This window comes from Streptomyces plumbidurans (assembly GCF_019857225.1).
Classification (GTDB): Bacteria; Actinomycetota; Actinomycetes; order Streptomycetales; family Streptomycetaceae; genus Streptomyces; species Streptomyces plumbidurans.
In genome coordinates, this window is the sequence record NZ_JAFJSY010000092.1 from 25,710 (window position 1) to 37,442 (window position 11,733).

Annotated in this window: 12 protein-coding genes and 1 pseudogene; 8 read left to right on the forward strand and 5 right to left on the reverse strand. The window is 71.0% G+C overall.

The features are described 5' to 3' along the window. Window positions 1-41: 41 nt before the first annotated feature. From JYK17_RS35475 to JYK17_RS35495, 5 genes are all read left to right on the forward strand, one after another. Window positions 42-1,472 carry an MFS transporter gene (locus JYK17_RS35475; RefSeq protein WP_128803235.1) on the forward strand — a complete coding sequence of 477 codons (1,431 nt, stop codon included), beginning with the start codon at window positions 42-44 and terminating at the stop codon, window positions 1,470-1,472. Window positions 1,473-1,551: 79 nt separating this feature from the next. Continuing rightward, window positions 1,552-1,983: a hypothetical protein gene (locus JYK17_RS35480; RefSeq protein WP_108007990.1), complete on the forward strand. Its 432-nt coding sequence runs from the start codon at window positions 1,552-1,554 to the stop codon at window positions 1,981-1,983. 39 nt (window positions 1,984-2,022) lie between these two features. Continuing rightward, window positions 2,023-3,084 (forward strand): ketoacyl-ACP synthase III family protein, encoded by a 1,062-nt coding sequence (locus JYK17_RS35485; RefSeq protein ID WP_108007991.1) that lies wholly within the window; start codon window positions 2,023-2,025, stop codon window positions 3,082-3,084. Further along, a complete protein-coding gene (locus JYK17_RS35490) occupies window positions 3,081-4,289 on the forward strand; it encodes a beta-ketoacyl-[acyl-carrier-protein] synthase family protein (RefSeq protein WP_108007992.1) in 1,209 nt (402 codons plus the stop codon). Before JYK17_RS35485 ends, JYK17_RS35490 begins: the two co-directional genes overlap by 4 nt. Before the next feature lie 80 nt (window positions 4,290-4,369). Continuing rightward, a complete protein-coding gene (locus tag JYK17_RS35495; RefSeq protein ID WP_108007993.1) occupies window positions 4,370-4,744 on the forward strand; it encodes a nuclear transport factor 2 family protein in 375 nt (124 codons plus the stop codon). 58 nt (window positions 4,745-4,802) lie between these two features. Here JYK17_RS35495 and JYK17_RS40880 read toward each other — a convergent pair. From JYK17_RS40880 to JYK17_RS35515, 5 genes and pseudogenes are all read right to left on the reverse strand, one after another. Continuing rightward, window positions 4,803-5,299 (reverse strand): annotated as a pseudogene (locus JYK17_RS40880) (hypothetical protein); the annotation flags it as partial. A gap of 565 nt (window positions 5,300-5,864) precedes the next feature. Then, window positions 5,865-6,284, reverse strand: a complete 420-nt coding sequence (locus tag JYK17_RS35500) for a TOBE domain-containing protein (protein WP_222812010.1) — start codon at window positions 6,282-6,284, stop codon at window positions 5,865-5,867. 121 nt (window positions 6,285-6,405) lie between these two features. Then, complete coding sequence (locus JYK17_RS35505) at window positions 6,406-8,022, reverse strand: AMP-binding protein (protein WP_128803237.1); 1,617 nt, start codon at window positions 8,020-8,022, stop codon at window positions 6,406-6,408. A 93-nt stretch (window positions 8,023-8,115) separates the two neighbouring features. Then, window positions 8,116-8,460 carry a MazG-like family protein gene (locus JYK17_RS35510; protein WP_108007996.1) on the reverse strand — a complete coding sequence of 115 codons (345 nt, stop codon included), beginning with the start codon at window positions 8,458-8,460 and terminating at the stop codon, window positions 8,116-8,118. An 80-nt stretch (window positions 8,461-8,540) separates the two neighbouring features. After that, window positions 8,541-9,107, reverse strand: a complete 567-nt coding sequence (locus JYK17_RS35515; RefSeq protein WP_222812011.1) for a DoxX family membrane protein — start codon at window positions 9,105-9,107, stop codon at window positions 8,541-8,543. Window positions 9,108-9,247: 140 nt separating this feature from the next. Here JYK17_RS35515 and JYK17_RS35520 point away from each other — a divergent pair, with 140 nt between their 5' ends. The 3 genes from JYK17_RS35520 to JYK17_RS35530 form a co-directional block, all read left to right on the forward strand. Next, window positions 9,248-9,574: a hypothetical protein gene (locus JYK17_RS35520; protein WP_108007998.1), complete on the forward strand. Its 327-nt coding sequence runs from the start codon at window positions 9,248-9,250 to the stop codon at window positions 9,572-9,574. Window positions 9,575-9,665: 91 nt separating this feature from the next. Continuing rightward, window positions 9,666-10,646 (forward strand): aldo/keto reductase, encoded by a 981-nt coding sequence (locus JYK17_RS35525; RefSeq protein WP_222812012.1) that lies wholly within the window; start codon window positions 9,666-9,668, stop codon window positions 10,644-10,646. 43 nt (window positions 10,647-10,689) lie between these two features. After that, window positions 10,690-11,733: D-alanyl-D-alanine carboxypeptidase family protein (locus JYK17_RS35530; RefSeq protein WP_222812013.1), on the forward strand; the 1,044-nt coding region annotated here is incomplete at its 3' end.

Genomic DNA, 11,733 nt, shown 5'->3' on the forward strand with positions numbered 1-11,733 from the left:
GCAGTAGAGCGACCATCCGAACACGACCGAAAGAACTGACCATGAGCGCCGACTCGCCCGCCCTCGCCGCCACCGCACCGGTGGACAAGGCGACCGACCGCCGCCGAGCGATCGTCTTCGCCGTCCTGTGCTGTGGATTCGTGCTGACCAGCCTCGACATGATGATCGTGAACGTCGCCTTCCCGGCGATCGAGCACGAGTTCCCCGGCTACAGCAACGCCGTCGTCAGCTGGACACTGAACGCGTACACGATCCTCTATGCCGCCGCGCTGATCCCGGCGGGCAGACTGGCCGACCACCTTGGCCGCAAGCAGACCTTCCTCGGCGGGTTGGTGCTCTTCACCCTGGCCAGCGGGCTGTGCGCGTTCGCGCCGTCCCTGCCGGTACTGATCGCCGCACGAGCCCTGCAGGCACTCGGCGCCGCCGCCCTCACCCCCACCTCCATGGGCCTGCTGCTGCAGGTCAACCCGCCCGAGCTGCAGCAGCGCGCGATCCGCAGCTGGACGGCGGCCGGCGGTATCGCAGCGGCCATGGCACCGATCGTCGGCGGCGTGCTCGTCCAGTACGACTGGCGGCTGATCTTCTTGATCAACGTGCCGCTCGGAGCCGTGGCCGTGGTCGTGGGAGCGCGCGTACTGCCCACCTCGGAACAGAACTCCGCGGCGCCGCGTCCTGACCTGATCGGCGCGCTCGCCGTCGCGCTCTTCGCCGGCGCGGTCGTCTTCGCCCTGGTCGAGGCGCCCGACGCCGGATGGGGCTCGGTGACCACGCTGTCGGCGTTCGCCTGCGCGGTGGTTCTGCTCGTCGTCGCCGTCGTCCGCAACCTGCGCCACCCCTCCCCGGTCGTCCCGCGCGAACTGCTCGCCATTCCCGTCTACGTCCGCACCAACATCGCGGCGTTCGTCTACAGCGCCGCCTTCGCGGTGATGCTGCTCTCGGTCGTCCTGTGGACGCAGAACGTACGCGGCTACTCCGCTATCGAGACCGGTCTGGCCATCGCGCCCGGCACCGTACTGATGCCGGTCTTCGCCATGCTCACCGGCCGGATGGGCCGCAGCATCGGCCTGGCCGCAACGGCGGCACTGGGCTGCGTCGTCCTCGGCCTCGGCATGGTCTGGTGGACCGTCACCGCGCCGACCGACCTGCCGTACGCGCTGGCGATCATGCCCGGCTCCATGCTCACGTCCATCGGCACGATCGTCGCGATGGCCGCCTTCGCGGGCCGGGTCTCCGCCACCATCCCGCAGGCCTTCTACGCCTCCGGTTCGGCCGTGCACACCATGGCCAAGCAGATGGGCATTGCGATCGGTGTCGCCCTGCTCCTGGTCATCCAGGACAGCGCCGCCCACGCGGGCCGGTCACCGGTGCCGGCGCTGCGCCACGCATGGATCGCCGCCGCCGTCCTCACCGTCCTCGCCGCCGCCGTCGCCCTGGCCGGCCCGCGCAGAACGGCCGCCGCTCCCACGGCATAAACGGCCATCGCCCTCACGCCGTCAACGACTTCTGCGCCATCACCGACTTCCGCATCCACGGAACAAAAGGAATGCATCAATGTTCAGGCTGGACACGTCCGTCGCGGACAAAATATGGAAAAACTGGCTGCGCATGTGGAACGAGGATTCCGACGTGGCCCACGAAATCATCTCCCCGGCCGGATATGTACTCCACCTTCCCGACGTCGGCGCCACCATCGACCCGTCGAAGATCTTGGGTCCGGCGGAGATGTCGCAGTGGGTCTCCGGCTTCACCGGCAAATTCCACGGACTCCGCTACGCCACGGACTTCGGGCCGTTCGTCGACGAATCCGAGCGCCGTTTCGCCTACCGCTGGGTCGGCACGGGCACCTGGACCGGCGCCACCGGTTGGCCGCACGACATCCCGGGCCAGGAAGCGCTCTTCGTCGGGGTCGACATCTTCCAGGTCGACGAGTCCCTGCAGATCACCGAGTGCTGGTCCCAGGGCGCAATCACCAGGACTACCTGAGCCCGCGCGCAGGATCCCAGACCAACGGAGGAGCATCTCATGGCAGTGCAGACAGGGACGGTCGAGCCACTTCTCGGTATCAAGGCAGCTCGCTGCTGGTTCCCGGAGAAGACCCGTAGGCCCCAGGACGAGGTGCGGACCGGGAACCTCACGGCCGAACAGGCGGCCCGCCACGGCGATGTGACCTTGCACATCGGTCGCGGCTGGGACACCGAGTCCGCGCCGGCGATGGCCGTGGCCGCGGGCCGGGCGGCACTGTCGGCGTCGGGCGTGCCCGCCGACCGCATCGGGCTGCTGGCGTACGCATGGACGAACTACCAGGGCAACCCCTTTTTCACCGCCGGGCACTGCGTCGCGGAAGGCCTCGGCCTGCCGCGCTCGGCCGCGCCGGTCGGCGTCCAACAGGCTTGCAACGGGGCCGCGATAGCCTTCACCCTCGCGGCAGGGCAGTTGCGGCTGGACGAGCACTCCCACGCACTGATCGTCGCGGCGGACCGCTTCGGCTCACCGGCCGTCGACCACTGGCGCAGCCACGTCATGCTCGCCTACGGCGACGGCGCCTCCGCCGCCGTCGTCGGACGGCCGGCCCCCAGTGACGCCTTCCATGTGCTGGCCGTCGAGCACGTCGCCGCACCGGAGCTGTGGCGCACCCGCGACGACTACGACGGCTTCGGCCCGCAGCCACTCGCGTCGCCGCCGTACATCAACGCGATGCCGACCGAGAAGTTCTCCGACGAAGGCGGCCGCCCCCGGCTGCGCGCGATCTCGCACGAGTGCATCACCGAGGCGGTGGACAAGGCCCTCGACCGCGCCGGGCTGGCGCCCGGCGACCCGCGGATCACCCAGGTGCTCGCCCCGCGGCTGAGCGACAAGGTGCGCGAACTCATGATCGGGCCTGTCGAGGAGAAGTACAGCGACCGGATCGTGTGCCACTACAGCCAGACGGGCCACCTTGGCGCGGGCGACTTCCTCGCCAACGTCGCCGACGCCGAGGCCGCGGGCGACCTTGGACCTGGCGACATCGCCCTCGTCCTGGGGGCCGGCGGCGGCTACTCCTACACCTGCGCGGTGCTGCAGGTACCCGGGGAGCGTGCGGCATGACGCGCCTCGCGATCACCGGGATGGGGTTCACATTGGCCGGCGGCGTCCGCACCGCCCACGACTTCTGGCAACGGGTGCGCGAGGGGGACTCGGCGCTCACCGCGCACACGGCGTTCAACGGCCGCGGTGTGCCGACCGTGATGGCGGGACAGCTCACCCACGACCCGGTGGTCGAGGGCCTGGACCCCAAGCACGCGAGCAAGTACTCACGGGAGATCCTCGCCGCCCTCGCGAGCATCGACGAGGCGCTGGCAGACGCCGGTGTCGGCGACTTCGACCCGCACCGCGCCGGTGTCGTCGCCTCGTCCTCCCGCGGCCCGCTGCAGTGGTGGGAGCGCGAGTTCGACTCGGCGTCCGGGATCGGCCGGGTCCTCGGCGGCCTGCCCGGCGCCCCGGCGAGCATCGCGGCCATCCGCACCGGCGTCCAGGGCTACGTCACCACCGTGTCGTCGGCCTGCGTCGGCGGCACCCACGCACTGCGGTCGGCCGCCGCGGAACTGCGCTCCGACGAGGCCGACGTCATGGTCGTCGTAGGACACGAGTTCCCGCTGACCGCCAACCTGCTGCAGGTGTACACCGACCCGAAGTCACGGGTGCTGAGCCTGGGCACCACGGCGGCGGACTCGATCCGCCCCTACGACGCCGACCGCGACGGCACCGCCCTCGGTGAGGGAGCCGTGGCCCTCGTCCTGGAGCGAGAGGCCGACGCGGTGGCCCGCGGCGCACACGTCTACGCCTGGGTGCTGGCGACCGGCGTCGCCAACGAGGCGGCTCACCCGACGACGATGGAGCTGTCGGGCGAGAAGACCGCGGTTCTCGCCGAGCGGGTGATCAAGAAGTCGAACCTGTCCGTCGGTGATATCGGCCATGTGTGTGGACACGGCACCGGCACCCGGTCCAACGACGTCGCCGAGAGCCGGGCGGTCCGGCGCGTCTTCGGCGACGACACCGATGTGACGCTGACCTCGGTGAAGCCGATATTCGGGCATCTCTTCGGAGCCTCGTCCCTGGTCAACATCGCCGCGACCGCCTCCATGCTGGACGCACAGACCATCGCGCCGACGGCCAACAGCGTGCGGGCCGACGCCGAGTGCGGCCTCGACTCCGTCTTCGGCGGCGCTCGCCGTACCGACGTGCGGGCGGCGCTGTCCTTCGCGTTCGCGCTGGGCAGCCAGTCCTCGGTGGTGGCCCTGGAGGCCGCGTGACAGGCAGCACCGGGTGAGCGTCCGAGGCAAGACAAGAACCAGAACAAAACAGTACGAGAACGCGACAAACGGAGCTCGGGATGATCGACCTGAAGAAACTGGATCAGTGGAACGACATGTGGAACGGCGCGTTCGATCTCGCGGACGAGCTCTGCTCCCCGGAATTCTCGATCTTCTTCGGTCGCGATGCCTCGACCCACAGCGGGGACGACATCAAGAACGCCGCACAGCTGAAGACGTTCATGCGCGAGTTCCGGGCCTCCCTCGGCAATGACCTCGAATTCACGCTCGTCCGCACCTTCGCGGACGCCGGCGCCGAATTCGCGGTGTCCCTGTGGAACCTGCGCGCCGGACCTGACCGCACCGTCGGCGGCATCGACGTCTTCCAGTTCGACGAGGCGGGCCGAATCCGCAGGGTGCACTCGGTGACGGGGCAACGCGGCATCACCGAGTGAACACGCCCATGACGCCCGCGTCTTCGGCGGGGCGCCGCCTTGGTGCCGCAGGACGCGTCGCGGGCGCCTTGTGCACACCGCCCTCGGAGTAGTTGCGGGCCCGGATGCCGGCCACATGACCGGCGCCGGGTCGAAGGTCTTGACCCAGGGGTAGTACAGGGCCGCGTACTTGGAGTCATCACTGGCCGTCTCCTGACGCCACGCCGCAGGGCTCGTACCTGGGCCCGGTGCATTGTTTCGGCGACTTCGCCGAGCGCACGGTGGAGGCCGTGAGCCGTACAGCTCGGCCTGATCGAGGCCTCGACGGACTCGACTGTCGGCGACCTCGACGCTCGGCGAGCCGTTCCTGGCGGACGCGATGGCCGTCACGGTGAACGTGCCGTGCTGCGCCGGCGCGGCCGAGGGCGGTGCACGCTTGGCGGCGGAACCGGTCACGGCGGCGGGGGCCGAACCGCCCGCCACGGCGTCCTCGGACGATCGGCCCATACGGACGACGTAGGCCTCCGTGCCGCCGTTCTGGAAGAAGCCGTGGACGGAGTGCGCGAGCCGCCGGCCACCTCATCGACGTAGACGCCGGGCGCCAGGTGGGACGGCGGCGGCCGACTGAATCTTCTGAGGCGGCAGCTCGAGCTAGTGCGTGAGGGCGCGGGGGCCGCCCAGGGGCGGGCCGTGATCATGACCGGCGCCGCCGGGTGAGCAAGTCGCGCCTGGTGCAGGAGTTTTGGGACCGTTCCCCTGCTCTGTACCTGGTCCTGCCGTAACGCCGTCGCCGAGCGGGCGGACTTCGCCGCCGTGCTCACGCAGTCCGCGATGCCGGGCGGGGAGCTGGTGGCCGGGTTGCAGTCCGCGGACTGGAACCAGCGTAGTTCCGGACGGAAGCGGTCGCGTCAGGCAAGGATGGCGGCGATGCGCGGGATGAACTTTCGAACATGATGCCCACGACCATGTCACCTTCGGTAGAAACAGCCCGCTGTGCGTACTCGCGGGCGACGTCGAAGTCGTAGCGGAAGCGGTGGACGGGCGAGCCGCACGTAGGAACTCCTCGACCGCCGTCGAGGCGCACCTTCACGGTGGCCATGTCTCCCCGGCGGCCCGCTCCGCCGATCTGAACCGATGCAGGTCACACCGTCCCCAGCGCCACCTCCGTAGCCTTGATCAGCACCACCACCGCTGAACCGGCCTCGAGGCCCAGATCGGTGACCGCGTCCTTGGTGATCGCGGCGGTGAGTTCGACCCCGTCGACCGTGACCTTGACCGCGGCCATGGCGCCGCCGGTGGCGATGTCGCGGACCGTGCCGGGGAGTTGGTTGCGGATGGACAGGCCCTCCACGCGGGCACTCGCGAGTGCGACCTCGGTGGACTTCACCAGGGCGCGCACGGCCGAGCCCTCCGCGAGCCCCAGGTCCTCGACGGCGTCCACGGTGATCGCGGCGGTGAGTTCCTGGCCGCCGTCGAGGCGCACCTTCACGGTGGCCATGGCCTCCCCGGCGGTGACGGAGGTGACGGTGCCGGGGATCTGGTTCCGGATGCTCAGGCTCATGACGGGACGCCTCACAGGGGTGCGGAAAGCGGTGGAATGCCGGGATTTGTGTTGACTGTGCGACACAACCTAGCCGGTTCCGCCACGCCCGTTGCGCGCCTGCTCGCGTCAGTCACTCGCGTCAGTCACTCGTGTCCGCCTCCTCCCGCAGCCGCCCCGCCGCGTACTCCTCCCGCAGCACGTTCTTGCGGATCTTGCCCGACCCGGTCAGCGGGAAGTCCTCGACGAAGACCCAGGTACGGGGGGTCTTGTGCGGGGCGAGATGGGCGCGGACGTGGTCGAAGAGTTCCTTCTCGGCGACCGTACGGCCGGAGGTGCGGCGGACGAAGGCGGCGACCCGTTCGCCCCAGACGGGGTCGGGGACGCCGACGACGGCGACCTCGGCGACGGCGGGGTGTTCGGCCAGGACCTGCTCGATCTCGCGCGGATAGATGTTCTCGCCGCCACGGATGATCATGTCCTTGAGGCGTCCCTCGATACGGCAGTAGCCGCGTTCGTCCATCGAGGCGAGGTCCCCGGTGTGCAGCCAGCCGTCGCCGTCGACCGCCGCGGCGGTGTCGGCCGGGGCGTCGAGGTAGCCGGTCATGACGTGGTAGCCGCGGGTGCACAGTTCACCGGTGACCCCGTTCGGTACGACCGTGCCCGCCGCGTCCACGATCTTCACCTCGGACAGCGGCAGCGGCCTGCCCACCGTGTGGGCGCGGTCCTCGGGACTGTCGTCGAGCCGCGTGATGGTGATTCCGGGGGAGGCCTCGGTCTGGGCGTAGATGATGCACAGCGGCACCCCGAGAATCTCCTCGACCCGGCGCACCAGCTCGGGCGGGACGAAGGCGCCGCCCGACAGCACGTACCGCAGGGACGAGAGGTCGGTACGGGGGAGCGCGGGGTGTTCGAGCATGGCGATGAGCATGGTCGGCACACCGCCCATCACCACGCACCGTTCGGACTCGGTGAGTTCGAGCATCAGCCCCGGCTCGAAGTACGGAGGCAGCACCTGGGTGCCGAGGCTCACGATCGCCGAGAGGGTGGCCAGCACGCAGCCCGCCGTGTGGAACAGCGGCATCGGATTGAGCTGGGCCTCGCCCGGCCGCAGCCCGAAGGTGCGGACGTAGGACAGCCGCGCGTTGTTGGTGATGCCGCGATGGTGCAGGACCACGCCCTTCGGTACGCCGGTCGTGCCCGAGGTGTACTGGATCTGCGCCGGTGACGAGGGGTCGGTCTCGGGCAGCTCCCGGTCCGGCGAGCCCTCGGCGCAGAACTCCGCCCAGTCCTCGAACAGCACGCTCGTGCGCAGGTGGGGCAGGTCCGCGCGGATGCCGGCCAGGGTCCGGGCCATCGGATTGCCGCGGTACTCCCGGCGCAGGAAGACGCCCGCCGCCCGGGAATGGCCGAGCACGTGCCGCAACTCCGCCTGGCGCAACGCCGGGTTGACCGTGACGAGCGTGATGTCCGCGAGGGCCGCGGCGAGTTCGAGGATCACCCACTCCGGGATGTTGTTCGCCCACACCGCCACCCGCTCGCCCGGCGAGAACCGTCCGAGCAGGGCCCGGGCGGCGCGCTCCGCCTCGTCGAGCAGTTCGGCGTACGTCCACCGTCGCCGCGCGGCGGGGTCCGGCACCCCCTCCACCAGTGCGAGCGTGTCCGGTGCCTGCTCGGCCGCCCTGCGCAGCAGCGATCCGACGGTCTCGTCCAGCAGTTCCTCGCCGGGCTCGCCCGGCCGGTACGACGTGCCCACCATGTCAGCCCCCGGGGTCGAGCGTGCCGTGGTCGGTCGGCCACGACGCCAGTATCCCGGACCCCGGCCCGCCGCCCAATGCCCCGAGCGGGCCGGTCAGTTGCCGGCCGACGGGCCCAGGGAGCGGGCGGTGACCCTCGCGAGATGGCGGGTGAACACCTCGCGGGTGTCGGGGGTGAGGGTGCGCAGGGCGACCAGCGCGGTGATCACCACGTCGCACAGCTCGCCCTGGACGTCGTCCCAGGTGTGGGTCACGCCCTTGCGCGGGTTCTGCCCGGTCGCGCCGATCACCGCCTGCGCCACCTCGCCGACCTCCTCCGACAGCTTGAGCACGCGCAGCAGCAGACCCTCGTCGCCGCCGAGGGGGCGGTTGTCGTCCAGCCAGGCCCACAGGGCGTCGATGGAGGGCCAGATGTCAGGAGAGCGAGGTAGTTCGGTCATGCCACGCAGCCTGCCCCATGCCACGCAGCCTGCCCCATGCCATGCACCCTGCCCCATGCCATGCACCCTGCCCCGCCGGATCACTTGCCGAACAGCGCCTCTTCCTCCGCGAACAGCGCCTCCTGCTCGTCCTGTGCCGCCTTGCGCACCCGCTTGTTGCGCGCCCCCACCACCAGCGCCGTGACCGCGGCGGTCGCGCCGAGGGCGGCCGGGACCATCCAGCCGCGGTCGAGGACATGGCCGAGCGCGTGGTCGAGGGAGAGCCGGCCGGGTCCCCCGACCGCGAGGCCGGTGGCGGCGAGGGCAAGGGTCGCCGCGTACTCGTAGCCGCCCTCCATGGCGAAGAAGCCGTTCGGGGCGTGCACCGCCGCCGCGCCCACCATCGCGCCGGCCGCCGCCGCGCCCGCGGCGGGGGTCGCCAGGCCCAGCGCCAGCAGGGCGCCGCCGCCGGTCTCGGCGAGGCCCGCCGCCGTGGCGCTCGGCCTGCCCGGCGCATAGCCGACGGACTCCATGAACTGGCCGGTGCCCTCGATCCCGTGCCCGCCGAACCAGCCGAACAGCTTCTGCGCGCCGTGGGCCGCCAGCACGCCGCCGGTACCCAGCCGGAGCAGCAGCAGCCCGAGATCGCGGCGGTCGTAGCAGGTCATGGTCTCTCCCGGAACAGACGGCAGGAACAGCCCCCTGCGTCTCCCCTCCGCCTGTCCACCGTCGCACCTCGCGCCGCCCGTCACCCGCTCGGGCCGCCGTACGGGTGGCGGGTGCCGGTGCCCGGTGTGAGTCTGCTGGCATGACGATTCAGCCTGCCAAACTCACCGACCCGGCCGTCCGTGCCTTCGTCACCGCCGTCAACGCCCATGACCGCGCGGGCTTCCTGGACCTTCTGACGGAGAACGCGACCATGGCGGACGACGGCTCCGATCGCGATCTGAACGAGTGGATCGACCGGGAGATCTTCTCCTCCAACGGCCATCTGGACGTCGACAACGAGTCCCGGGGCGGCCGCGCCCTCCTCGCCCACTACCGCAACGACACCTGGGGCGAGATGCGCACGCGCTGGAGCTTCACGGTCGACGACGACGGGCGTATCTCCCGCTTCGAGACCGGGCAGGCCTGACCCCCGGAACAAAGAAGGAGCCCGAAGGAACCCAGAAGGAGCCCGAAAGGGCTTGCCCTGGCGTGCGCTCCAACTCCTAACGTCTTCGCCCATGGAGACGAACAGAACTCTCGGCAGCAGTGGCATCGACGTGAGCGCTCTCGGCTTCGGCTGCTGGGCGATCGGCGGCGAGTGGTCCACCCCGGACGGCCACCCTCTCGGCTGGGGCAAGGTGGACGACGAGGAGTCCGTACGGGCGATCCACCGCGCCCTCGACCTCGGTGTGACCTTCTTCGACACCGCCGACACCTACGGCACCGGGCACAGTGAACGCGTGCTCGGCCGGGCGCTCGGCAAGCGGCGCGCGGACGTGGTCGTCGCCACCAAGTGGGGCAACGTCTTCGACGAGAGCACCCGCACCTCGCTCGGCCAGGACGACTCCGTGGAGCACGTCCGCGAGGCGCTCACCGCCTCGCTCGCCCGGCTCGGCGCCGACTACGTCGACCTGTACCAACTGCACATCTCCGACGCCCGGCCCGACCGGGCCGCCCGCCTCCGGGACGTCTGCGAGGAGTTGGTGGGCGAGGGCCTGATCCGGGCCTACGCGTGGAGCACCGACGACCCGGCGCGGGCCGCCGTCTTCGCCGAGGGCGCCCACTGCGCGGCCGTGCAGCACGCCCTGAACGTCTTCCAGGACGCCCCCGAGATGCTCGCCCTGTGCGAGGAGTCGGATCTCGCGAGCATCAACCGCAGCCCGCTGGCGATGGGGCTGCTGGCCGGAAAGCGCCAGGGCCCCCTGGAGGCCGGGGACATCCGCAGTACGCCGCCGGAGTGGCTGCCGGGCTTCACCGCGGGCACCGGCGCCGACGCCGACTGGCTCTCCCGCGTCGACGCGATCAGGGAGATCCTCACCAGCGGCGGTCGTACGCTCGCCCAGGGCGCCCTCGGCTGGATCTGGGCCCGCAGCCCGCGCACCGTGCCGATCCCCGGCTTCCGCTCGGTCGCCCAGGCCGAGCAGAACGCGGGCGCGCTCGCGAAGGGGCCGCTCACCCCCGCCCAGCTGGCCGAGATCGACGGCATCCTCGGCAGGTAGAGGGCGGGCGAAGCTCCTGTTGGGCGCGGTGTACGGTCCCTTGATGCACGATTTCTCTCCGCTGACGCGGCGAGCCGCTCTCGGCCTGACCGCAGCCGCCGTCCCGCTCGCCGCGGCGGCCCCCGCCTCCGCCGCGACCACCGTCGTGGGCGGTGCGCGCCTCGCCCGCAAGGGAATTCAGGTGAGCGGTGCCACCGGACTGCCGGAGAAACTCAGCGCGAACGCCTGGCTCGTCGCGGACTGCGACAGCGGAGAGGTGCTCGCCTCCTACGGCGCGCACCGCCGCCTGGCCCCCGCGTCCACGCTGAAGATGCTCTTCGCCGACACGGTGCTGACCAAGTTCCACCGCAGCGACCGGCACAAGGTGACCGCCGCCGACCTGGCGGGCATCCCGCCGGGCTCCAGCCTGGTGGGGATCAAGCCCGGGATCACCTACACCGTCGAGCAGTTGTGGCAGGGCGTCTTCCTGCGCTCGGGCAACGACGCCGTTCATGTGCTCGCCCACATGAACGGCGGAGTGGCGAAGACGGTCGCCGAGATGCAGGCCAGGGCCGCGGACCTGCAGGCGCTGGACACCCACGTGGTCAGCCCCGACGGCTACGACCACAAGGGCCAGCTGTCCTCGGCCTACGACCTCACCCTGTTCGCCCGGCACGGGCTGAAGAACGCCGACTTCCGCGCGTACTGCCACACCAGGACCGCCCAGTTCCCGGCCGGCGGGAAGAAGACCTTCCAGATCCAGAACACCGACCGGCTGCTCACCGGCGCCTGGGGCGTGAAGACGTACGACGGGCTGATCGGGGTCAAGAACGGCTTCACCAGCCATGCCGGCAACACCTTCACCGGCGCCGCCACCCGCGACGGCCGCACCCTGCTGGTCACCGTGATGCACCCCACCAGCGGCTACAACGCCGTCTACGAGGAGACGGCCGCGCTGCTCGACTGGGGCTTCACGAAAGGGAGTTCGGCCAAGGCGGTGGGCACGCTGGTGCGGCCGCTCAGCGAGGGCGGTGCGCGCACGACCCCCACGCGCAAGGCGGCCCGGGCGGCGGCGGGCGCTCCGGGCGCACCGGCGGGCGGCCCCACG

What these genes read in the sequence shown, in the direction of transcription:
- JYK17_RS35475 (WP_128803235.1), top strand. Translation starts at nt 42, where the DNA reads ATGAGCGCCGACTCGCCCGCCCTCGCCGCCACCGCACCGGTGGACAAG.
- JYK17_RS35480 (WP_108007990.1), top strand. Translation starts at nt 1,552, where the DNA reads ATGTTCAGGCTGGACACGTCCGTCGCGGACAAAATATGGAAAAACTGG.
- JYK17_RS35485 (WP_108007991.1), top strand. Translation starts at nt 2,023, where the DNA reads ATGGCAGTGCAGACAGGGACGGTCGAGCCACTTCTCGGTATCAAGGCA.
- JYK17_RS35490 (WP_108007992.1), top strand. Translation starts at nt 3,081, where the DNA reads ATGACGCGCCTCGCGATCACCGGGATGGGGTTCACATTGGCCGGCGGC.
- JYK17_RS35495 (WP_108007993.1), top strand. Translation starts at nt 4,370, where the DNA reads ATGATCGACCTGAAGAAACTGGATCAGTGGAACGACATGTGGAACGGC.
- JYK17_RS35500 (WP_222812010.1), bottom strand. Translation starts at nt 6,284, where the DNA reads ATGAGCCTGAGCATCCGGAACCAGATCCCCGGCACCGTCACCTCCGTC.
- JYK17_RS35505 (WP_128803237.1), bottom strand. Translation starts at nt 8,022, where the DNA reads ATGGTGGGCACGTCGTACCGGCCGGGCGAGCCCGGCGAGGAACTGCTG.
- JYK17_RS35510 (WP_108007996.1), bottom strand. Translation starts at nt 8,460, where the DNA reads ATGACCGAACTACCTCGCTCTCCTGACATCTGGCCCTCCATCGACGCC.
- JYK17_RS35515 (WP_222812011.1), bottom strand. Translation starts at nt 9,107, where the DNA reads ATGACCTGCTACGACCGCCGCGATCTCGGGCTGCTGCTGCTCCGGCTG.
- JYK17_RS35520 (WP_108007998.1), top strand. Translation starts at nt 9,248, where the DNA reads ATGACGATTCAGCCTGCCAAACTCACCGACCCGGCCGTCCGTGCCTTC.
- JYK17_RS35525 (WP_222812012.1), top strand. Translation starts at nt 9,666, where the DNA reads ATGGAGACGAACAGAACTCTCGGCAGCAGTGGCATCGACGTGAGCGCT.